The 21846-nt window shown below is 61.5% G+C and carries 15 protein-coding genes; 7 read left to right on the top strand and 8 right to left on the bottom strand.

Features of this window, described 5'->3' with window-relative positions; all coding sequences use genetic code 11:
- The first annotated feature begins 86 nt into the window (after positions 1-86).
- Together ABIA48_RS23845 and dkgB are read left to right on the top strand one after the other, a co-directional pair.
- Positions 87-995 carry a LysR family transcriptional regulator gene (locus ABIA48_RS23845; RefSeq protein WP_310062042.1) on the top strand — a complete coding sequence of 303 codons (909 nt, stop codon included), beginning with the start codon at positions 87-89 and terminating at the stop codon, positions 993-995.
- A gap of 281 nt (positions 996-1276) precedes the next feature.
- Positions 1277-2080, top strand: coding sequence for a 2,5-didehydrogluconate reductase DkgB (gene dkgB / locus ABIA48_RS23840; protein WP_429491791.1), 804 nt, complete (start codon positions 1277-1279; stop codon positions 2078-2080).
- Positions 2081-2083: 3 nt separating this feature from the next.
- Here dkgB and ABIA48_RS23835 read toward each other — a convergent pair whose 3' ends face one another.
- The 7 genes from ABIA48_RS23835 to ABIA48_RS23805 all read right to left on the bottom strand — a co-directional run bounded on the left by ABIA48_RS23835 (position 2084) and on the right by ABIA48_RS23805 (position 12676).
- Positions 2084-5311: a transporter substrate-binding domain-containing protein gene (locus ABIA48_RS23835; protein WP_429491789.1), complete on the bottom strand. Its 3228-nt coding sequence runs from the start codon at positions 5309-5311 to the stop codon at positions 2084-2086.
- On the bottom strand, positions 5312-5938 hold the full coding sequence (locus ABIA48_RS23830) for a response regulator (protein WP_429491787.1): 627 nt from the start codon (positions 5936-5938) through the stop codon (positions 5312-5314).
- Between the two features lie 109 nt (positions 5939-6047).
- On the bottom strand, positions 6048-6449 hold the full coding sequence (locus tag ABIA48_RS23825) for a chemotaxis protein CheY (RefSeq protein WP_429491785.1): 402 nt from the start codon (positions 6447-6449) through the stop codon (positions 6048-6050).
- A gap of 127 nt (positions 6450-6576) precedes the next feature.
- Positions 6577-7293 carry an MgtC/SapB family protein gene (locus ABIA48_RS23820; RefSeq protein ID WP_310062028.1) on the bottom strand — a complete coding sequence of 239 codons (717 nt, stop codon included), beginning with the start codon at positions 7291-7293 and terminating at the stop codon, positions 6577-6579.
- A gap of 132 nt (positions 7294-7425) precedes the next feature.
- Complete coding sequence (mgtA, locus tag ABIA48_RS23815; RefSeq protein ID WP_429491782.1) at positions 7426-10140, bottom strand: magnesium-translocating P-type ATPase; 2715 nt, start codon at positions 10138-10140, stop codon at positions 7426-7428.
- 569 nt (positions 10141-10709) lie between these two features.
- Positions 10710-12047, bottom strand: a complete 1338-nt coding sequence (locus ABIA48_RS23810; RefSeq protein WP_429491780.1) for a lysine N(6)-hydroxylase/L-ornithine N(5)-oxygenase family protein — start codon at positions 12045-12047, stop codon at positions 10710-10712.
- Between the two features lie 146 nt (positions 12048-12193).
- Positions 12194-12676: a sigma-70 family RNA polymerase sigma factor gene (locus tag ABIA48_RS23805; protein ID WP_007982273.1), complete on the bottom strand. Its 483-nt coding sequence runs from the start codon at positions 12674-12676 to the stop codon at positions 12194-12196.
- 396 nt (positions 12677-13072) lie between these two features.
- Between ABIA48_RS23805 and ABIA48_RS23800 the strand changes: the two genes are divergently transcribed.
- The 4 genes from ABIA48_RS23800 to ABIA48_RS23785 all read left to right on the top strand — a co-directional run bounded on the left by ABIA48_RS23800 (position 13073) and on the right by ABIA48_RS23785 (position 18597).
- Positions 13073-14245 carry an efflux RND transporter periplasmic adaptor subunit gene (locus tag ABIA48_RS23800; RefSeq protein ID WP_429491778.1) on the top strand — a complete coding sequence of 391 codons (1173 nt, stop codon included), beginning with the start codon at positions 13073-13075 and terminating at the stop codon, positions 14243-14245.
- Positions 14246-16219 (top strand): MacB family efflux pump subunit, encoded by a 1974-nt coding sequence (locus tag ABIA48_RS23795; protein WP_429491775.1) that lies wholly within the window; start codon positions 14246-14248, stop codon positions 16217-16219.
- A gap of 7 nt (positions 16220-16226) precedes the next feature.
- Positions 16227-17621 (top strand): efflux transporter outer membrane subunit, encoded by a 1395-nt coding sequence (locus ABIA48_RS23790; RefSeq protein WP_429491773.1) that lies wholly within the window; start codon positions 16227-16229, stop codon positions 17619-17621.
- A gap of 70 nt (positions 17622-17691) precedes the next feature.
- On the top strand, positions 17692-18597 hold the full coding sequence (locus ABIA48_RS23785) for a hypothetical protein (RefSeq protein ID WP_429491771.1): 906 nt from the start codon (positions 17692-17694) through the stop codon (positions 18595-18597).
- 8 nt (positions 18598-18605) lie between these two features.
- Here ABIA48_RS23785 and ABIA48_RS23780 read toward each other — a convergent pair whose 3' ends face one another.
- Complete coding sequence (locus ABIA48_RS23780; protein WP_429491769.1) at positions 18606-20225, bottom strand: PvdJ/PvdD/PvdP-like protein; 1620 nt, start codon at positions 20223-20225, stop codon at positions 18606-18608.
- 243 nt (positions 20226-20468) lie between these two features.
- On the opposite strand from ABIA48_RS23780, the gene pvdM reads away from it, so the two are divergent.
- Positions 20469-21818 (top strand): pyoverdine-tailoring dipeptidase-like protein PvdM, encoded by a 1350-nt coding sequence (gene pvdM / locus ABIA48_RS23775; protein WP_429491767.1) that lies wholly within the window; start codon positions 20469-20471, stop codon positions 21816-21818.
- Positions 21819-21846 lie beyond the last annotated feature (28 nt).

The following is a 21846-nucleotide window of genomic DNA, read 5'->3' as shown; positions in this document are numbered from 1 at the left end:
GAGTGAAGCCATGGACAAAGCTTAAAACCGTGACCTTTGCTGCGCTAGACTGCAAAAATCAGCTTTAGCGTTCTATTTGGAGAACGATGGTGGAAGACCTCAACACCCTCTACTACTTCACCCAAGTGGTGGAGCACCACGGTTTCGCGGCGGCCGGGCGCGCACTGGACATGCCCAAGTCCAAGCTCAGCCGACGCATCGCCGAACTCGAAGAACGCCTTGGTGTACGCCTGCTGCACCGCACCAGCCGGCATTGCTCATTGACGGAAATCGGCCAGGCCTATTACCAGCGCTGCCTGGCCATGCGCGTGGAAGCGGAAAGCGCCGCCGAACTGATCGAGCGCAACCGCTCCGAGCCCCAGGGCCTGGTGCGTGTCAGTTGTCCGACGGCGCTGCTCAACTCCTGGGTCGGACCGATGCTGACCCGCTACATGCTCAAGTACCCATTGGTGGAGTTGTTCATCGAGAGCACCAACCGCCGGGTCGACCTGATCCATGAGGGCTTCGACATTGCCCTGCGGGTGCGCTTCCCCCCGCTGGAGAACACCGACATGGTGATGAAGGTGCTGGGCAACAGCACCCAGAGCGTGGTCGGCAGCCCGGCCTTTGTCTCGCGCCTGTCGACACCGGCCTCCCCGGCCGACCTCAGCGGCTTGCCGAGCCTGCACTGGGGCGCGGCGCAACGCGAGTATCAGTGGGAACTGTTCGGTGCAGATGGCAGCACCGCGATGATTCGTCACGCGCCGAGGATGGTCACCGATGACCTGTTGGCCTTGCGCCATGCGGCAGTTGCCGGAATCGGCATCGTGCATCTGCCCAGCGTGGTGGTGCGCGACGAAATTGCCACCGGACAATTGGTCGAGTTGGTGCCGGGATGGGCACCGAAAAGCGGTGTCATCCATGCGATCTTCCCGTCGCGTCGCGGCTTGTTGCCATCGGTGCGCACGTTGATCGACTTTCTCGGGGAAGAATTCAGCCGCAGTGATATTGCCTGATGGCAGCTACAAGCTTTTAGCGGCAAGCGGCAAGCTGATGGGGGGTAAGGCTTTGGACCGAGTCGCGGCCTTCGCGAGCAAGCCCGCTCCCACAGGGGAAAGCATTCCAAATGTGGGAGCGGGCTTGCTCGCGAAGGCGGCGGATCAGACACCATCACCCAACCAGACTGCCGGTGATTCTTGACTTGCGGTAAACATTGCTTTGCCGCTCCAGCGGTTTTTCTCACGGATGCAGGCGCGGATACTCGCGCCCATTCCCACTGCAACCTCTGGAGTCATCAATGTCCATTCCCGCCTTCGGTCTGGGTACGTTTCGCTTGCAAGGCCAGGTGGTCATCGATTCGGTGAGCACCGGCCTTGCGCTCGGTTACCGGGCGATCGATACCGCGCAAATTTACGAAAACGAAGCCGAAGTCGGCGAGGCAATCGCCGCCAGCGGCATCGCCCGGGAAGAACTGTTCATCACCAGCAAGATCTGGGTTGCCAACTTCTCCGGGGATCGTCTGATCGACAGCCTTGAAGAAAGCCTGCGCAAATTGCAGACCGACTACCTGGACCTGACCCTGATTCACTGGCCGTCGCCGGACGATCAAGTGCCTGTCGCAGAATTCATGGGCGCCCTGCTCGAAGCCAAGCGCCTGGGCCTGACCCGGCAGATCGGCGTGTCCAACTTCACCGTAGACCTGATGAAACAGGCGATTGCGGCCATCGGTGCCGAGCACATCGCAACCAACCAGATCGAACTGCATCCGTACCTGCAAAACCGCAAGGTCGTCGCGTTCGCGCAGAGCCAGGGCATCGGCATCACGTCGTACATGACCCTGGCGTACGGTGAAATCCTCAAGGACCCACTCGTCCAGCAGATCGCCGAACGCCTGCAAGCGACACCGGCTCAGGTCACCCTGGCCTGGGCCCTGCAATCGGGCTACGCAGTGATCCCGTCGTCCACTCGCCGGACCAACCTTGAAAGCAATTTGAAGGCTCGCGAGCTAACCTTGAGCGAGGCCGACATGGACTTGATCGCAACGCTGGATCGCGGCCAGCGGCTAACCAGCCCAAAAGGTATCGCGCCGAACTGGGATTGAGCCTCAATCCTGCTCGAGACTTTGATCCAGGCGGGCCATGGCTTGCTGCAACTGGTCGACGGCGTCGTCGATCAGTGCCCTGCGGCCGTCATGGCACGCCCGCTCCAGTTGTTCGCAACACTCCACCAGGCCAAACGCTCGCACCATCAACGCCCCACCCTTGATCCGGTGTACCAGTGCCTGCAAACCAGGGTGATTGTCGCTGGTGTGCAAGGCCAGCAAATGCACGCGATCCTCGCGGTTGGTCAGCGCCAGATCGCGCAGTAGTTGATCGATCAGCTCACGGTCCGAATCCGCATAGCGCTCCAGCCCGCTCAAATCGAACTCGGCGAAGCCAGGAGTCTCGATTGCCGCTGGAGGTGCACTGGGAAACCGCTGGGCGAGCCACGCCTGCAAATCCACCAGGCGAATGGGTTTGAACAGGCAATCATCCATGCCCGCCGCCCGACACCGGGCTTTCTCTTCGGTCTGCGCATTAGCGGTAAAGCCCAGAATCAGCGTCGGCGACAGACCTTGCAGCTGCTCTTGCTCACGTATCGCACCCGCCAACTCGTAACCGCTGAGCACCGGCATGTTGCAGTCGGTGATGATCAGATCGACCCCCTGCCCGCGCCATTGTTCAAGCCCCTGCACCCCGTCCTCCGCGAGCACCACACGGTGGCCCAGATAGCTCAGTTGCCGCGAGAGCGACAGGCGATTGGCCGGATAATCATCGACCACCAGAATCGTCAACGCCCGGGTCGCGAGCGGCTCCGGCCCTAGGGACACCACTTCGACCGGCAACGCTTGCAGGATGGGCAGCACCAGGCTGATGTGCACCCGCGTGCCGCGCCCAGGTTCACTGTCGAGTTGCAACCGGCCGCCCATCATTTCGCACAGGGTGCGACTGATTACCAGGCCCAGGCCGGAACCCTGCCGGGCCGTCTGCTGGCTGTTGCCCGCCTGCACGAACGGACTGAACAGGCGTTGCTGGTCGAAAGCGCTGATACCGATGCCACTGTCCTCGATGTGTACGCTGACCGCGAGATGCGCCGGTGCTTGCGGCAGCACCCGCAGCGTCAGGTTCACCTGGCCTTCACGGGTGAACTTGATCGCATTGCTCAGCAGATTGGACAGCACCTGTTTGAAGCGCGTGGGATCGAGCATCACGTCGCAGTCACTGTGTGCATCGAGCTCGACCTGCCACTGCAGATTCTTCTGCACCGCCAGCCCTTCGAATACCCGGCAGACCGACGTCACCAGCGCATGCAGATTGACCCGCTCCGGCGCCAACGACAAATGCCCGGATTCGATCCGGGCGACATCCAGAATGTCGCCGATCAAATCCAGCAACTGCTGCCCGGCGTTGGACGCCACCTCGATGGCGGCGCGGTCGGTCACGCCTTCATCAGCTCGTTTCAGCGCCAGCTCGAGCATGCCGATCAATGCGTTCATCGGCGTGCGGATTTCATGGCTCATGGTGGCCAGGAACGTGGTCTTGGCCCGATTGGCGTCGTCGGCCGCGTCCTTGGCTTCCTGCAGTTGTCCGAGCAATTGCTGACGCTGACGAATCTGGCGCCGCTGCCAGACGATCCCGGCCAACGCCAGCGATAGCAAGACACCTGCCACCGCAAACGCCTGCACGATCGCCTGCCGGTGTCGCAGCCAGTAACTCTGCTCGACCATCGAGTCATAGCGCCAGGGTTGAGTCAGCTCGTCAATTTCTTCGGGTGGGATACTCAGTAGCGCCTTGTCCAGAATCGAATGCAGCTCGGTGGCCTCACGACTGGTTGCCAGGGTGCTTCGAGCGGGGTCGGTGCCCACGGTGCTGGTCACTTGCAAGCGATCGCGATACTGCCGGGAAATCAGGTAACGGGCGCTGATCAAGGAGTTGATGCCACCTTGGGCCTTGCCCTGTGCGACCATTTCCATGGCGTCCGTCGACAGTGGCGCATCCACCTGCTGGATCAGCGGGTAATGCTGGCTAATGTACTCGCTGGCAATGTTGCCCCGGGTCAGCGCCAGGGATTTCCCCGCCATGTCATCCAGCGTCCTGGGGCTGTCCACGGCCACGCGGGTCACCAGCACCGACGGGCTGCTCAGAAACGAACGGGTGAACCGCAATTCATCTTCACGCTGGGAACTGAGGCCGATACCGGCCAGCACATCGATCTGGCCGCTCGTGATGCCGGTCATCATCTCGGCCACCGACTTCATGCCCTGGATGTCAAATTGCAACCCGGTGCGCAAAGTGATTTTCGCCAGCACATCGACACCGATACCGCGAAACTTGCCTTCACTGTCGACAAATGTAATCGGCGGGATATTTTCGTTGATCGCAACTCGCACGCGCGGGTGGCGCTGGAGCCAGTGCTGTTCGGCCACGCTCAATTGCAAGGACTGGGTGCCCGGGATAGACACCCCGTTGGCCCCCCAACGGCGCAGGATGTTCATTTGTTCATTGGTGGTGATGGCCGCCAGCGCCTTGTTGACGATGCGTAACAGCGGCACGTTGTCACGGGCCATCGCAAAGGCAAAACGCCCGGACTCCATGGGCGAAAAATCCGTCAACTGCACGTTGTTCAGGTAATTCTTGCTGATCAGATAATGAGCGTTGATCGCATCGCCGAGGTAGACATCGGCCTGACCGAACGCCACCGCGCCCATCGCCGCCAGTGTCGAGGGAAACAGCTGGACCTGCGCTTTGGAATAGAACTGTTGCACGCTGTATTCGGGCAAGTAGTGATACAGCATCACCAGGCGCTTGCCGGCCAGTGTCGGGTCGAGCACCGGAGGGAAATCGGTGCGCGTGACCAGCACCGGTTGATCGACCGCATAGGCACTGGACATCTGTAACTGTGGATCTTCGGCTTCAAATCGATTGGCCGTTCCCAGCAGGTCTGCCTGCCCCTCCTTGATGGCCTGTACCGCGTCGGCCCGCGACGGATAACGTCGAACCTCTATGACCACATTCAACAATTGTTCGAGCAATCCGGCGTAATCGGCTGTGACGCCCTCGAACACCTTGCCCGCCGTGTTGAACTCGAAGGGGGGATAATCCGGAGCCGAGACGGCCAGCACCAATCGGCCCTTTTGCTGCAGCCAGCGCAACTCGGTGTCCGACAACCCGGCGCTCAGGCCTTCGGCACTCGAGCGTCCCAACAAGCTCAACGACTGTTGTGCACAGACCGTCGATGCCCATAGAAGAAGGCCAGTCAGCACCCAACCTGCCAGTCGTCGGAAAGCGTTCATTCAGATCAAATGATTGCGCAGGGCGAAATCCCTCAAATGCACCGACGAGCTCATGTTGAGCTTGAGGGTGAGCCGGGTCTTGTAGGTACTGACGGTCTTGTAGCTCAGGTGCATGATCTCGGCGATTTCCAGGTTTTTCGAACCCCGGGCCAGGTACTGCAAAATGGTCAACTCACGATTGGAGAGCTTGTCGATCAACTGCTTTTCACTGCGTTGCAACTCCCCCATCGACACGGAGCTCGAGGAGATCTGAGCGAAATAGGTGTAGCCGGCCATCACGCAATTCACCGCCGCCTTCAAGTCATCCAGGTCCTTGCTCTTGGAAACATAGGCCACAGCCCCGGCACGCATGCACCGGTCCTGATAAAACTGGGCCTCCAGCGAGGTGAACACCACCACGCGGCATCGCGTGTCTTCGGCCTTGATGCGATCCATCACCTCAAGCCCCGCCACACCGGGAAGGCCCAGATCAAGCAGCACGACATCCGGTTGATGCTCGCGAATCAACGACAAGACCTGATCGCCACGGGAGGCCTCGTAGATCCGCTTGAACCCTTCGCCCTTGAGTACGAGTTTGATCATGGAGCGAACCACCGGATGATCTTCCACAATCAGTGCTGACTTCATGACAACTCCCGTGCAAAACAACACGATCGGGCAAAAAAATGCCCTCCAGGCACCGCAGCGGTTGGGCACAACGCTGCGCATAGACTTTTGCATGGAAGGCTGAAAAGAACTACCTGACAGAAATGACAGTTCCGACGAACGGTAATCCACAATCAATGGCGCTCATCAACTGCGTAATCGCCGCCAGGTCAGGCAGCACGGCCTGGCTGACCTGCACTTTGGCTGCGACGGGCGGCACCGGCACCTGCTGGTCATTGAAGATAAACCCGTGATGAACATGCGGGTTGTCGGCCAGGAAACTGAACAGGTCCAGCCCTTCGCTGGCCATCGCCCCATTGACGAGCACCAGATCCAGAGGCTCGCCAGCGTACTCCACCAGAGGAAGGAGCTCGTCGAGGCTCTGCACCGGTGCCACCCGGAAGTAGCCGAGCTGGTTGAACAGCCGCTCGATCCGCAGGCGGTTGAAGTGCTGCGCATCGGCGATCAGGATGCGCAAGGATTTATCCGGCAAGGTGACCTCCAAAAGGATGTCGGTTTCAAGAGGCCGCAAAGCCTACGGAAGACCCTCCTAGGTTTATGTAGGAATATTCCTAAATAAATGCCGGTTAGTCTGACGTTTGCCAGGGAAACCTTGGCCTTCACTCCGTAGTACTCGGACTCCAGAACGCCTGCACCACCAGGGTCGACGTCGAAATCCGCGCCACCAGCGCATCCAGTTCATCACCATCGACCGAGGTGGTCGCCAGGGTGGCTTCGATTTCTATTTCATCCGTGCCGAAGGCATGCACATCGACATCGCTGGCCGGATAGTTGCTGCGTTCCAGCTCGGCCTCGAGCAAGGCCAGCACGGTTTTTTGCTGCGTACGCCGGGCAATGACATAGACGATGTTGGTGACTTCTGCCGAAATCACATCCAGCGGCTGACGGTTGATGTTGTTGACGATCGGCCGTAGCAAGGTGTTGGCCGCGAGCACGAACAGCGTGCCGAGCAACGCTTCGGCCAGCAGGTCGGCGCCGGCGCAGGCGCCCACGGCCGCCGAGGTCCAGAGGGTCGCGGCGGTATTGAGGCCGCGCACGTTGCCTTCTTCACGCATGATCACCCCGGCACCGAGAAAACCGATGCCGGAGACTACGTACGCCACGACCCGCACCGCGCCCTCGGCACCGGCCAGCCGGTTGGCCATGTCGACGAAAATCGCCGCGCCCACCGCCACCAGCACGTTGGTGCGCAGGCCGGCGGTGCGTTGCCGGTACTGACGCTCGAAACCGATCAGGCCGCCGAGGATAAAGGCCGCGCTGAGGCTGACCAGGGTGTCGAGCAGGGAGGCCAGGTTGAGGTTGTTAAGTGCTTGCATGATGAATCCCTTGAAAAACACACGATCCCCTGTGGGAGCGGGCTTGCTCGCGAAAGCGGTGGGTCAGTCGATGATGATGGTGACTGATACATCGCATTCGCGAGCAAGCCCGCTCCCACAGGTTTTGCGGCTTTATTGCCAGCCGAACCGGCGGATGTAGAACCCTTTTACCGCCTGGGTCAGCGCCATGTATGCCAGCAGGATCACCGGCAGGAACACGAAGTACAGCGACGGCAGCGCCTGCAGTTTGAAGTAATGCGCCAGCGGCCCCATCGGCAGGAAAATCCCCACAGCCATGATCAGTGCGGTCATCACCAGCAACGGCATGGCCGCGCGGCTTTGCAGGAACGGGATCTTCGGCGTGCGGATCATGTGCACGATCAGCGTCTGGGTCAGCAGCCCGACCACGAACCAGCCGGACTGGAACAGGGTCTGGTGATCCGGGGTGTTGGCATCGAACACGTACCACATCAAGGCGAACGTGGTGATGTCGAAGATCGAACTGATCGGCCCGAAAAACAGCATGAAGCGCCCGACATCCGCCGGCTGCCAGCGTTGCGGTTGCTTGAGCATTTCGTCATCGACGTTATCGAACGGAATGGCGATCTGCGAAATGTCGTAGAGCAGGTTCTGCACCAGCAGATGCATCGGCAGCATTGGCAGGAACGGGATAAACGCACTGGCCACCAGCACCGAGAACACGTTGCCGAAGTTCGAACTGGCGGTCATCTTGATGTACTTGAGCATGTTGGCGAAGGTCCGGCGCCCTTCCAGCACGCCCTCCTCCAGCACCATCAGGCTCTTTTCCAGAAGGATGATGTCGGCCGCCTCCTTGGCGATGTCCACGGCGCTGTCCACCGAAATACCGATGTCGGCGGTGCGCAGCGCCGGGGCATCGTTGATGCCGTCCCCCATGAAACCGACCACATGGCCATTGCCCTTGAGCAGACGGACGATGCGCTCCTTGTGCGACGGCGTCAGTCTGGCGAAGACGTTGGTGGTCTCCACCGCCTTCGCCAGCTCGGCATCCGTCATGCGCTCTATGTCGTTGCCCAGCAGCAGGCCTTGCTGCTCCAGGCCGACTTCGCGGCAGATTTTCGCCGTCACCAGTTCGTTGTCGCCGGTCAGCACTTTCACCGCCACGCCGTGCGCCGCCAGGGCCTTGAGGGCCGGGGCGGTGCTTTCTTTCGGTGGGTCGAGAAACGCTACGTAACCGATCAGTGTCAGTGCCTGTTCGTCGGCCAGGCTGTACGTGTCGCGTCCTTCAATCATTGACCGGGCTGCTACGGCAACCACCCGCAAGCCCTCGGCGTTGAGGGTGGCCGTGACTTGACGAATGCGCGCCAGCAGTTCTTCGGTCAATACTTCATCGACTTCGCCGTGACGAACCCGCGAGCAGACCGCCAGCACTTCTTCCACCGCGCCCTTGCAGATCAGCAGGTGCGGTTGCTCGTGCTCGGCGACCACCACCGACATGCGCCGGCGAGTGAAGTCGAACGGAATCTCGTCGACCTTGCGAAACGCCGTGCCGACTTTTAGCTCACGATGGACCTCGACGTGTTCGAGCACCGCCACATCCAGCAGGTTCTTCAAGCCGGTCTGGTAGTAGCTGTTGAGGTAGGCCATTTCCAGCACGTCATCGGAGTCGCAGCCCCAGACATCGACATTGCGCGCCAGGAAGATCTTGTCCTGGGTCAGGGTGCCGGTCTTGTCGGTGCACAACACGTCCATCGCGCCGAAGTTCTGAATGGCGTCGAGGCGTTTGACGATGACTTTTTTGCGCGACAGGAACACCGCGCCTTTGGCCAGGGTCGATGTCACGATCATCGGCAGCATTTCCGGGGTCAGGCCCACGGCAATCGACAGTGCGAACAGCAGCGCTTCGGTCCAGTCGCCCTTGGTGAAACCGTTGATGAACAACACCAGCGGCGCCATGACGAACATGAAGCGGATCAGCAGCCAGCTGACTTTGTTGACCCCGGTCTGGAACGAAGTCGGCGCCCGGTCGGTTGCGCCCACGCGCTGGGCCAGGGCGCCGAAATAGGTGCTGTTGCCGGTGGTGAGGATCACCGCCAGCGCCGTGCCCGACACCACGTTGGTGCCCATGAACAGGATGTTGTCCAGGTCCAGCGGATTGCGCGTGTCGCGGTCCTGCTGGCGAGGAAATTTTTCCACCGGCATCGATTCACCGGTCATCGCCGCCTGGCTGACGAACAGGTCCTTGGCACTGAGCACCCGGCAATCGGCGGGAATCATGTCACCGGCGGACAGCACGATCAGGTCGCCCGGCACCAGTTGCTTGATCGGCAATTCGATGCGCTGCGCGCTGAGGTCTTCAAGGTCCCGGCGTATCACTGTGGCCGTGTTACTGACCATGGCCTTGAGGGCATCGGCGGCCTGGTTGGATTTGGATTCCTGCCAGAAACGCAGCAAGGTCGAAAGCACCACCATGGAAAAAATCACGATGGCGGCTTTCATGTCTTCGGTCAGCCAGGAAATGACCGCCAGCAACGTCAGCAGCAGATTGAACGGATTTTTGTAGCAGTGCCACAGGTGCGTCCACCAGGGTAGCGGCTGCTCGTGCTCGACTTCGTTGAGGCCATATTGCTCGCGCAGGGCAGCGGCTTCGAGTTCGCTCAAGCCGTCGGTGTGGGTGCCGAGTGAGTTGAGCAACTGGCCCGTTTCACTGCCGGCAGCGGCCACCAGGGTTTGTGCCAGGGTCGGCGGGACTTCACGGCTGACCGTGGTGTCGGTGAAGGATTCCAGCAACGCCAGGCGACGAAAGTGTCGGGCGATGTGGCGGTTGCGCAGGAAACCTGCGAAGAATTCCTTGAGGGTAAGTTTCATGGCTGGTGCCCCTTTGGTCAGCCGGGAAACCGTCAAGCAGGCAAGTCCACGCCGCTGCCGCCGGAACAACCGGCATGGCAAGGCCTGGCGCGCCGGTCACGAATGACAGGCGTGTCGATAGAGCGGCGGCCACGACAAAAAGTCGAAACCACGCACTGTTCAGCGTCGATGAGAGGGGCGTCGGGACACGACCAGGATTGGCCATGACCGGGATGCCGCTGCTCGCTTTTCGGCGAGACAACGGCACAGGAGACTGCGCGTTATCTTGCCGAGAAAATGCCGGTTACCGAGACCGGCCGACAACTGTCACTCGAACAAGTACCCACTGTGGGTCTCCGTAATGGATGAAAACGCGCGAAGCTTACGCCCCGGTTTTTGCAGAGTAAACCAGGCATTGCCGAGCTGAAGGGGAATCGCGGGGTTCTTCAGGAAGGGTTCAGGATTCGATATTAGTGGTGTTTTCCATGGCCCCTTCGCGAGCAAGCCCGCTCCCACATTGGTCCGGCGAACACAGGTCCATTGTGGGAGCGGGCTTGCTCGCGAAGAGGGCCTCACAGACGCCACAAATCTCAGCTGGCAGTCGCCAACAACAGATCCACCACCGACCGGCCATGCCCGCGATGCTTGCCATGCTCATACAAAGAGCCAGCTATTTCATCGGCACGAATCGGCAGGATCGACAGCAAGGTGTCGCTCAGCCCATGGCTGGCCTGGCAGAAGCCCTGCATGTAGAGACCGGCCTTGCAGCGTTCATCGGTGATCAGTTTGTAGTGGCGATCGACCTCGAAGTCACCCAGGTACTCCTCCAGCGGCGCCAGCAGCTTGCGGTGCATCTGCCGCTCGTAACCGGTGGCCAGGACCACGGCGTCGTAGTGACGAACCGAGGCTTCACCGCTGGCGTTGTTGCGCAACACCAGTTCGACGCCGCGTTCGTTGGCTGTGGCGTTTTCAATGGTGGTCAGGGTGTGGAACGCATGGCGGGCGATGCCCGAGACTTTCTGCCGGTAGAAGATGCCGTAGATGCGCTCGATCAGATCGATGTCCACCACCGAGTAGTTGGTGTTGTGGTACTCGTTCACCAGTCGCTCACGCTCGCTGTCGGGCTGCTGGAACACCAGGTCGGTGAACTCCGGCGAGAACACTTCATTGACGAAGGGGCTGTCGTCGGCTGGCTTGAGTGCCGAGCCGCGCAGGATCATGTCGACCTGCACCGACGGGAAGCTGTCGTTCAAATCGATGAAGGCTTCCGCCGCGCTCTGCCCGCCGCCGATGATCGCAATGCGCATCGGCCGATTGTCCACGCATGGCTGCCTGGCCATCTGCGCCAGGTATTGGGAATGGTGGAACACCCGGCCGTCATCCTTGAGTGCCTTGAACACTTCGGGAATGCGCGGCGTGCCACCGGCGCTGACCACCACCGAACGGGTGGTGCGTACCTGTTGATGCCCGCTCGCATCGCGGGAAATCACCCGCAATGCCTCGACCTGATGGTTGTGCAGCACCGGCTCGATGGTCAGAACCTCTTCGCCGTAGCGGCTTTGCCCGGTGAACTGCCCGGCGACCCAGCGCAGGTAGTCGTTGTACTCCATGCGACACGGATAGAAGGTGCCCAGGTTGATAAAGTCCACCAAGCGCCCGTGGGCTTTGAGGTAATTGACGAACGAGTAAGGGCTGGTCGGATTGCGCAGGGTCACCAGGTCCTTGAGGAAGGAAATCTGCAACTCGCTCTGGGTCACCAGGGTGTTGCCGTGCCAGCGGTAGTCCGCCTGTTTGTCTAGAAACAGCACATCCAGTTCGCCCTGGCTCGCCCCGCGTTCTTGCAGCGCGATGGCCAGTGCCAGGTTCGACGGGCCGAAACCGACGCCGATCAGGTCGTGAACGAGGGGCGATGCAATTGCCTGTGTCATTTCCAGTGTCCTCTGGATGTTCCCCTCAAAAACGGGGCATTGAACCTAAGTAACCTGACAGGCCTTGGGCCGCACAACAGGTCGTCTGTTGAGTAGGAACGAGGACAATGAAACAAAATTTAACGAGGTTTGATGAGTCCGGGGGATCAGTGGCCATCCCACTGACGCATCCGCACACGGCAATGCTTCATGGCATTGACGATGTGCTTTTCGACCAGTGCACGGGAAATGCCCAGTTGCTCGGCGATTTGCGGATGGGACAAGCCCTCGATCTTGCGCAACAGGAAGCTCTCGCGGCACAGCCGTGGCAGCTCCGACAAAGCACGCTGGAGCATGTCCAGGCGCTGGCCGTGATCGAGGACCTTGTGCGGCGAGGGCGTGAAGTAGCGTTCTTCGCTGTCGAGCACCTCCAGTGGCTCGGCGCGACGCAAGGCGTTGCGCCGATGGTCATCGATGACCAGATTCAATGCGGTGCGATACAGGAATGCGCGGGGCTGCTCGATCGGCGCTTCGCTGGTGCGTTCCAGCACGCGCAGATAAGCGTCATGAACCACATCTTCGGCCGCCTGACGGTTGCCCAGCCTGGCGTTCAGGAAACACACCAGCTCACGATAGTAGTTTTCCAACATGACTCCCGTCCGCACAGGGGCGCGGTTTCTATCCTTGAGCCGTTTCGGCGACCGCTGAATCACGCAGTGGCACGATAGTGGCAATTCGAGTCGCGTAATTTATAGTAATTCTCATATAGATTTAAAGTACTGCGTCGCCTTGCCCGATAAATAGTGCTGGTCTATGTGGGAGCGGGCTTGCTCGCGAAGGCGGTGCATCAGGCAACATAAATGGTGAATGTGCCGGCCTCTTCGCGAGCAAGCCCGCTCCCACATTAGATGGTGTCGTCGCCTAAATTCCGCGCCCGGTTCATCGTTTACAGGACATCTCCCCGTCCCTGCCCGGCCCTGCCGGCAGTGTTCAGCCATCGACTCGCCGCTGAACGACGGGCCGATTTCCCCAGGCCGGAACCCTGCATGAAACGTCCCAGACAGACCCGACGCGCCCTGTTTGCTGCACTTTGTCTGATCCCCGTGGTTGCCGTCGCCGCCTGGCAGTTCATCCCGCCGGGCCGCGACCAGTTCGCTACCGTCCAGGTCAGCCGCGCCGACATTGAAAGCAGCGTCACCGCATTGGGCACCCTGCAACCGCGGCGCTATGTCGATGTCGGTGCCCAGGCCTCCGGGCAGATCCACAAGATCCACGTGGAAGTCGGGGATGCCGTCAAGGAAGGCCAGTTGCTGGTGGAAATCGACCCGTCCACGCAACAGGCCAAACTCGATGCCGGGCGCTTCTCCATCGAAAACCTCAAGGCGCAGCTGCAGGAGCAACGGGCGCAACACCAGCTGGCCCGGCAGAAATACCAGCGTCAACAGAACCTCGCCGCCGGCGGCGCCACCCGTGAAGAAGACGTGCAGACCGCCCAGGCCGAACTGCGCGCCACCCAGGCACGGGTCGACATGTTCCAGGCGCAGATCCGCCAGGCCCGGGCCAGCTTGCGTAGCGACCAGGCCGAGTTGGGCTACACGCGGATTTATGCACCAATGGCTGGCACAGTGGTGGCGCTGGATGCCCGCGAGGGCCAGACCCTCAACGCCCAGCAGCAGACGCCGCTGATTTTGCGCATCGCCAGGCTGTCGCCGATGACCGTGTGGGCCGAGGTGTCGGAGGCCGACATCGGCCACGTCAAACCCGGCATGCACGCCTGGTTCACCACCTTGAGCGGCGGCACCCGGCGCTGGACCAGCACCGTGCGGCAAATTCTCCCCGTGCCGCCCAAGCCACTGGACCAGACCAGCCAGGGCGGCGGCAGCCCCGCCAGCAGCAGCAAAAGCGGGAGTGCCCGCGTGGTGCTGTACACCGTGTTGCTGGACGTCGACAACGCCGATAACGCGCTGATGGCAGAAATGACCACCCAAGTGTTTTTCGTCGCCGATCAGGCGAAGAACGTCCTGACCGCGCCCATCGCCGCCCTGCAAAGCGGCACCGAGGCTGATCGCCAAACGGCCCAAGTCGTCGCCAAAAACGGCGACATCCAGCAACGCGACGTCCATACCGGCATCAGTGATCGCCTGCGCGTACAGATCCTCGACGGCCTGCAGGAAGGCGATCATCTGTTGATCGGCCCGGCCGACGGGAGTGGCGGCTGAATGCACACGCCCCTGATCGACCTTTCGGACATCCGCAAAGCCTACGGCGGTGGCGACGCGCCTGAAGTCCAAGTGTTGCGCGGCATCGACCTGTCGATCCATGCCGGAGAGTTCGTGGCGATTGTCGGCGCCTCCGGCTCCGGCAAGTCGACGCTGATGAACATCCTCGGCTGCCTCGACCGCCCGACTTCGGGCGAATACCGCTTCGCCGGGGAAAACGTCGCGGCCCTCGACAGCGACGAGCTGGCCTGGCTGCGTCGCGAAGCCTTTGGTTTTGTGTTCCAGGGTTATCACCTGATTCCGTCCGGTTCGGCCCAGGAAAACGTCGAAATGCCGGCGATCTACGCAGGCACCCCGGCCGCCGAACGCCACGCCCGCGCCGCTGCCCTGCTCGACCGCCTCGGCCTGGCCTCGCGAACCGGCAACCGTCCGCATCAACTCTCGGGCGGGCAACAGCAACGGGTGTCGATTGCCCGCGCCTTGATGAACGGCGGCCACATCATCCTTGCCGACGAACCCACCGGCGCCCTCGACAGCCACAGTGGCGCCGAGGTAATGGCTCTGCTCGACGAACTGGCGAGCCAGGGCCACGTGGTGATCCTCATCACTCACGACCGCGAAGTGGCGGCCCGGGCCAAACGCATCATCGAGATCCGCGACGGCTTGATCATCAGTGACAGCGTCAGGGACAACCCTGCCGCGCAACACTCGGCCAACCCCGGCGCCCTGCAAGCGGTAGACCTGCGCAAGCGCCTGAGCGAAGGCGCTGAAGCGACTGGCGCCTGGAAAGGTGAATTGGTCGATGCCGTGCAAGCGGCGTGGCGAGTGATGTGGATCAATAAGTTTCGCACCGCGTTGACCCTGCTCGGGATCATCATCGGCGTCGCCTCGGTGGTGGTGATGCTGGCCGTGGGCGAAGGCAGCAAACGCCAGGTGATGGCGCAGATGGGCGCGTTCGGGTCCAACATCATTTACCTCAGCGGCTCGGCGCCCAACCCGCGCACGCCAATGGGTATTGTCACGCTGGATGAAGTCGCGGCGATTGCCAGCTTGCCCCAGGTCATGCGGATCATGCCGGTCAACGGCCAGGAGGCCGGGGTGCGCTTCGGCAACCTTGATCACATGAGCTATGTCGGCGGCAACGACACCAATTTCCCGGCGATCTTCAACTGGCCGGTGGTCGAAGGCAGCTACTTCACCCACGCTGACGAACAGAACGCCGCAGCGGTCGCGGTGATCGGGCACAAGGTGCGGACCAAATTGCTCAAGGACGTGGCCAACCCGATCGGGCAGTACATCCTGATCGAAAACGTACCGTTCCAAGTGGTCGGCGTGCTCGCGGAAAAAGGCGCCAGCTCCGGCGACTCCGACAGCGACGACCGCATCGCCATCCCCTACTCCGCCGCCAGTGTGCGCCTGTTCGGCACGCACAATCCCGAGTACATCGCCATCGCCGCCGCCGACGCGCGCAAGGTCAGGGAGACCGAAAAGGCCATCGAGCAATTGATGTTGCGCCTGCACAACGGCAAGCACGATTTCGAACTGACCAACAACGCCGCGATGATCCAGGCCGAAGCGCGCACGCAAAACACCCTGTCGCTGATGCTCGGCTCGATTGCCGCGATTTCGCTGCTGGTGGGCGGGATCGGCGTGATGAACATCATGCTCATGACCGTGCGCGAACGTACCCGCGAGATCGGTATTCGCATGGCCACCGGTGCCCGCCAGCGCGACATCCTGCGCCAGTTCCTCACCGAAGCGGTGATGCTTTCGGTGGTGGGCGGCCTCACCGGGATTGCCCTGGCGCTGATCGTCGGTGGCGTGCTGATTTTCAGCGAAGTCGCTGTCGCATTCTCCCTGATAGCGGTGCTGGGCGCCTTCGGTTGCGCCCTGGTTACCGGTGTTGTTTTCGGCTACATGCCGGCCCGCAAAGCTGCCCGACTCGACCCGGTCACGGCCCTTACCAGTGAATGATCGATTGATGAAGCCGCCACTCAGTGTGTTAACCCTGTGCCTGTTGCTCAGCGCCTGCGGCAGCCCGGCCCAGCGCCCCGACAGCGGCATCCAGCCTCCAGCCACCTGGCAATCGCCGCACACCGTCGGTGCAGCCCACGACAACCAACAATGGTGGAACCGCTTCGGCAGCCCGCAACTGGGTCGCCTGATCGAACAGGCGCGGCTCGGCAGTTACGATTTGGCCGCCGCCATCGCCCGGGTGCGCCAGGCCCGGGCCGACACGGTCATCGCCGGCGGCTCGCAATTGCCGGAGGTCAAGGCCGAGGCCAATGCCAATCGCCAGAAGCTGCTGCGTGGCAGCGGCTACAGTCAGCTCGACGCCGACAGCGATAACGACGCCGTCGACTACTTCACTGCGAACCTGACTGCCAGCTACGAAATCGACTTCTGGGGTGGTCAACGGGCCAGTCGCGACAGCGCGCAATCCAGTCTGAAAGCCAGCGAGTTCGATCAGGCCACCGTGGAGCTGACGCTGCTCAGCGGTGTCGCCAATGGCTACGCGCAAGCCTTGTCGTTGCAGGAGCAGAGCCGCATCGCCGGGTTGAACCTGGCCAATGCGCAAAGCGTGCTGAAACTGGTGCAGACCCGCTTCGATTCGGGTTCGGCCACGGCCCTGGAACTGGCACAGCAAAAAAGCCTGGTGGCGGCGCAGCAACGCCAGTTGCCGCTGGTGCAGCAACAGGCCGAGGATGCGCGGATCAGCCTCGCCGCCCTGCTCGGCCGACCGGTTCAGGCGCTGGCGTTGGGCCAGGAACGTTTCGATCAACTGACCTGGCCGGCAATTGACGCCGGGGTGCCCAGCCTGTTGCTCAGGCGCCGCCCGGACATTGCCCGGGCCGAGGCGCAACTGGCCGCTGCCCAGGCCGACGTCACCGTCGCCCGCGCCGCGATGCTGCCGACTGTGACCTTCACCGCCGAACTCGGCTCCGGCGCCGACCGGGCCGACGACATTCTGCGCAGCCCCTTCTACAACCTCACCGCCGGACTGCTCGCGCCGGTGTTCAACAACGGCCGCCTCGCTGCCCAGCGCGACAAGGCCATGGCGCGCCAGGAAGAACTGCTGGAGACCTATCGCGGCGCAATCATCAATGGCTTCGCCGACGTCGAAAAAGCCCTCAACAGCATTCGCGGACTGGATGAACAGCGCCAATGGCAGAGCGAAGAATTGAGCCAGGCGCAAACCGCGTTCAACATCGCGCAAAGCCGTTATCGGGCCGGGGCCGAGGATTTGCTGACGGTGCTGGAAACGCAGCGCACGCTGTACGCGGCGCAGGATTTGAACGTACAACTGCGCTTGTCACGGATGCAGGCGAGCATTGCGTTGTACAAGGCGTTGGGTGGGGGGTGGCAGGTTCTTTAATTGCGCTGCCTGTCAGGACGCCTTCGCGAGCAAGCCCGCTCCCACCTTTGATCCTGGTCGTACACAGGTTTTGTGTTCACTGAAGTTCTACTGTGGGAGCGGGCTTGCTCGCGAAGGGGCCGGTACATCCAACATCAACATTGCCTGTCAGGACGCCTTCGCGAGCAAGCTCGCTCCCACCTTTGATCCTGGTCGTACACAGGTTTTGTGTTCACTGAAGATCTACTGTGGGAGCGGGCTTGCTCGCGAAGGGGCCGGTACATCCAACATCAACATTGCCTGTCAGGACGCCTTCGCGAGCAAGCTCGCTCCCACCTTTGATCCTGGTCGTACGCAGGTTTTGTGTTCACTGAAGATCTACTGTGGGAGCGGGCTTGCTCGCGAAGGGGCCGGTACATCCAACATCAACATTGCCTGTCAGGACGCCTTCGCGAGCAAGCCCGCTCCCACCTTTGGTCCTGGTCGTACACAGGTTTTGTGTTCACTGAAGATCTACTGTGGGAGCGGGCTTGCTCGCGAAGGGGCCGGTACATCCAACATCAACATTGCCTGTCAGGACGCCTTCGCGAGCAAGCTCGCTCCCACCTTTGATCCTGGTCGTACGCAGGTTTTGTGTTCACTGAAGATCTACTGTGGGAGCGGGCTTGCTCGCGAAGGGGCCGGTACATCCAACATCAACATTGCCTGTCAGGACGCCTTCGCGAGCAAGCTCGCTCCCACCTTTGATCCTGGTCGTACACAGGTTTTGTGTTCACTGAAGATCTACTGTGGGAGCGAGCTTGCTCGCGAAGGGGCCGGTACATCCAACATCAACATTGCCTGTCAGGACGCCTTCGCGAGCAAGCTCGCTCCCACCTTTGATCCTGGTCGTACACAGGCTTTGCATTCACTGAAGATCTACTGTGGGAGCGGGCTTGCTCGCGAAGGGGCAGGAACATTCAACATCAACACCCCTGCCTTCTCGATTCAACGATAACGCGGCTATCAAGCCTGACTTTGCCTGGCCTTCAAATTGCGCGCATACCACGGCCGCTGCGGCACCTTGCGGAGCAAATCCTTCAGTTTCTTTTCGTCCTCGCCAAAGGTAATGCGCAACGCCAGCTTCATGGTTTCCGGGTCCATTTCCACCGACTTGCCGACCTGCAACCCCGGCGTGGGGCTGCAACCGTGGGTGATCGGGCCGAGCCAAGGGTCATCGATCTCGACCCAGCGCCCCGGCGCAAACCAGGGCACGCCATTGACCTGCAACCGACGGACCTGCCCCGGATGGAAGCGCTCGTGGGCGCGAAACCAGTCCTCCAGGCGATCATCGATCCAGCCGTGGAAATGCCAGAACACCGGGCTCACATGGGAAGAAAACGGGTCGCCGAGAAAATCGTTTTCCGGTGCAAACCAGCGTGCAGAAAAGTCCGCAGGATCCCGGGCGAACGGCACCGGCTGACCGTTGGACGGATCACGCGGCACCGAAGCCCAGCGCATGTGCAACCAGTCGTGCAAGCCCAGTTCAACCTCCGAACCGAACTGGCCGAGGGTCAGCTGCGACAGATAACGCGGGTCGCGGTAGCGCGATTCCCAGACCTGGAAATTGCTGTGATACGTCTCGCCAGTCTTGATGTCGCTGACCCATTGCGTGTACTCGTCATCGTCCTCGGCCAGCCAGGTCGGCGGCAGCGCTGTGCCGTCGTGATTGTCGAAGTAACGCGCAAAACCGGGCCGGTCCCGCGCCAGTTCCGGCTGTGGCAACGGGAAATGCGTCCAGGACGGCAAGTCTTGCATCGAACGCGCCGTGCCGAGCATGTGCCGGTGCATGAAGAAAAAGTCCACGCCCGAACCATTGCGATCCTTGCGCGGGCCACGGGCGTCGCGCTCCCTGTCCCGCGGGCCGGGCTGCCAACCGATGCCGCGCAAGGCACCGCGCTGGTCTTCAGACAGCTTGTGCCACTTGTCCCGGGAGGCATGCCAGAGCTGATGGAACAACCGGTGCTCTGGCGAAACCAGCCAGGCCAGCAGGGTCGGATTGAGGCCGCTGCGTTCCCGCGCTTCAGGGAATACCCGTTTGACCGCAATGAAGCGATTGTCCTGGGCCGTCAGCATCAGTGGACGATTGAGGTCCAGCACGCGCCCACTGAGGCTGCCGCTACCGGCGTTACCGAAACCGGCCCAGACCTCGTCAAGGGTCATGTCGAACTCGTAATCGCAACAGCCGTTGGCACCAAGCAATCGCCAACTCAACTGTTTCGGGTTGGCCCCGGACAGATCGCCGAGCACCCGGTAGCGGGGCTCTTCGGTGGAGCGCAAACGTTCGGCGGTGTCGAGGTAACCGACAACGCCACGACCTTTGTGGCCGATGTCGAGAAATACCTCCAGCCCTTCCAGCGGCAAGCCTTCGATACCGGCGTCACGACCTTCGAAGCGAATCTGCCAGACCCCGCGCAAGGTATCCGCCAAGCGCTGGCCGGCAACATCCGCCACGTCGAACGAGGCTTCGTCGGGGGTGATCGTCGGGTCCGGTTTGCTCAGTTCGCGATGCCCGTAATACGCCGTCGGTACGGCGGCACCGGTCAGCGCCAGCCCCGCGAGGAACCATCGTCGAGAAATCGTCATTGCCCTACCTGTGTCAGCCATGGAGCAGGCTTTATCCAAGCTAGAACGTTTGTTGTGCCGCAGAATTTAAGAGCTTCGCGAGCAAGCCCGCTCCCACAGGTAACCGCATTCCAAATGTGGGAGCGGGCTTGCTCGCGAAGAGGCCGGCACCAACACCTAAATTCTCAGCCCAGCCACTCGTTCCTCCCAGATAGCAAAGGCCCCTGGGCCTGATCCTCGACGGCGAACCTGACTGAGACGGCAATGACAAAACCACGTTCGAAAACGGCTCTTTTCATCGGCCTGCCGCTGGCCCTGGCGATCAGTGCCGGTGCCGGCTTCGCGGTCTGGGATCATGGGTTCAGGGACAACCCCGGTTACCCGGTCAAGGTAATGAAACAGGCCGATCAACTGCAGGAACGCATCCTCTCGTTCGACAGCCACATCACCGTGCCCATGGATTTCGGCACCGCCGGCAACGAAGCCGACAAGGATGGCGAAGGCCAGTTCGACCTGGTCAAGACCGGACGCGGGCGCCTGTCCGGGGCGGCCCTGACGATTTTCGGCTGGCCGGAAATCTGGAACGGCCCCAACGCGCCCCATCGCCCTACCGCCGGTTTCGTCGACGAGGCCCGACACGAGCAGGAAACCCGCTACAAGATCATCAGCGCGATGGTGCGTGACTTCCCCAATCAAGTGGCCATCGCCTACACCCCCGACGACTTCCGTCGCCTGCACGGCGAAGGCAAGTTCGCGGTCTTCATCAGCATGCTCAACGCCTACCCGCTGGGCAATGACCTCAACGCCCTGGACAAGTGGGCAGCGCGAGGCATGCGCATGTTCGGCTTCAGCTACGTGGGCAATAACGCCTGGGCCGACTCGTCGCGGCCACTGCCGTTTTTCAATGATTCGCGGGATGCGCTGGGCGGGCTGTCGGACATCGGCAAGCAAGCGGTGCATCGCCTCAACGACCTGGGCGTGATCATCGATGTGTCGCAGATGTCGACCAAGGCCCTGGAGCAAGTCGCGCAACTGAGCCGCGCGCCGATGGTGGCGTCGCACTCGGCACCGCGAGCGCTGGTGGACATCCCGCGCAACCTCAGCGACACGGAAATGCAGCTGATCAAGAACAGCGGCGGCGTGGTGCAGATTGTCGGTTTCCCGACTTACATCCGCCCCCTCAGCCAGGCCACCCGGGACAAGCTCAACGCCCTGCGCGCGCGCTTCGACCTGCAACCGTTGCAGGGTCTGGAGATGGCCTTGATGCCCGGCGACCCGGTGATCACCGTCTGGCCCGAGCAGCGTTTCGGCGAGTACGCCAGCCAGCTCTATTCGATCCTCGACGAAGAACCCAAGGCCAGTCTCAAGGACTACGGCGATGCAATCGATTACGCCGTGAAGAAAATCGGCATCGACCACGTCGGCATCAGTTCCGACTTCAACGACGGCGGCGGCCTCGACGGCTGGAAAGACGTCAGCGAAGCCCGCAACGTGACCGCCGAACTGATCAGCCGCGGCTACAGTGAAACCGACATCGCCAAGCTCTGGGGCGGCAACTTCCTGCGGGTCTGGGACCAGGTACAAAAGTCCTCCCGGCCCGTGGTCCGGAACTGATTTTTTCCTTTTGCCAAAGCGAACCGAA

It is taken from the genome of Pseudomonas sp. S30_BP2TU TE3576 (assembly GCF_050436025.1).
In the GTDB taxonomy this organism is placed as follows: Bacteria; Pseudomonadota; Gammaproteobacteria; order Pseudomonadales; family Pseudomonadaceae; genus Aquipseudomonas.
Note: the sequence above shows the minus strand (reverse complement) of the source record. Positions and strands in the feature narration are given on the sequence as shown.

What these genes read in the sequence shown, in the direction of transcription:
- ABIA48_RS23845 (WP_310062042.1), top strand. Translation starts at nt 87, where the DNA reads ATGGTGGAAGACCTCAACACCCTCTACTACTTCACCCAAGTGGTGGAG.
- dkgB (WP_429491791.1), top strand. Translation starts at nt 1,277, where the DNA reads ATGTCCATTCCCGCCTTCGGTCTGGGTACGTTTCGCTTGCAAGGCCAG.
- ABIA48_RS23835 (WP_429491789.1), bottom strand. Translation starts at nt 5,311, where the DNA reads ATGAACGCTTTCCGACGACTGGCAGGTTGGGTGCTGACTGGCCTTCTT.
- ABIA48_RS23830 (WP_429491787.1), bottom strand. Translation starts at nt 5,938, where the DNA reads ATGAAGTCAGCACTGATTGTGGAAGATCATCCGGTGGTTCGCTCCATG.
- ABIA48_RS23820 (WP_310062028.1), bottom strand. Translation starts at nt 7,293, where the DNA reads ATGCAAGCACTTAACAACCTCAACCTGGCCTCCCTGCTCGACACCCTG.
- mgtA (WP_429491782.1), bottom strand. Translation starts at nt 10,140, where the DNA reads ATGAAACTTACCCTCAAGGAATTCTTCGCAGGTTTCCTGCGCAACCGC.
- ABIA48_RS23810 (WP_429491780.1), bottom strand. Translation starts at nt 12,047, where the DNA reads ATGACACAGGCAATTGCATCGCCCCTCGTTCACGACCTGATCGGCGTC.
- ABIA48_RS23805 (WP_007982273.1), bottom strand. Translation starts at nt 12,676, where the DNA reads ATGTTGGAAAACTACTATCGTGAGCTGGTGTGTTTCCTGAACGCCAGG.
- ABIA48_RS23800 (WP_429491778.1), top strand. Translation starts at nt 13,073, where the DNA reads ATGAAACGTCCCAGACAGACCCGACGCGCCCTGTTTGCTGCACTTTGT.
- ABIA48_RS23795 (WP_429491775.1), top strand. Translation starts at nt 14,246, where the DNA reads ATGCACACGCCCCTGATCGACCTTTCGGACATCCGCAAAGCCTACGGC.
- ABIA48_RS23790 (WP_429491773.1), top strand. Translation starts at nt 16,227, where the DNA reads ATGAAGCCGCCACTCAGTGTGTTAACCCTGTGCCTGTTGCTCAGCGCC.
- ABIA48_RS23780 (WP_429491769.1), bottom strand. Translation starts at nt 20,225, where the DNA reads ATGACGATTTCTCGACGATGGTTCCTCGCGGGGCTGGCGCTGACCGGT.
- pvdM (WP_429491767.1), top strand. Translation starts at nt 20,469, where the DNA reads ATGACAAAACCACGTTCGAAAACGGCTCTTTTCATCGGCCTGCCGCTG.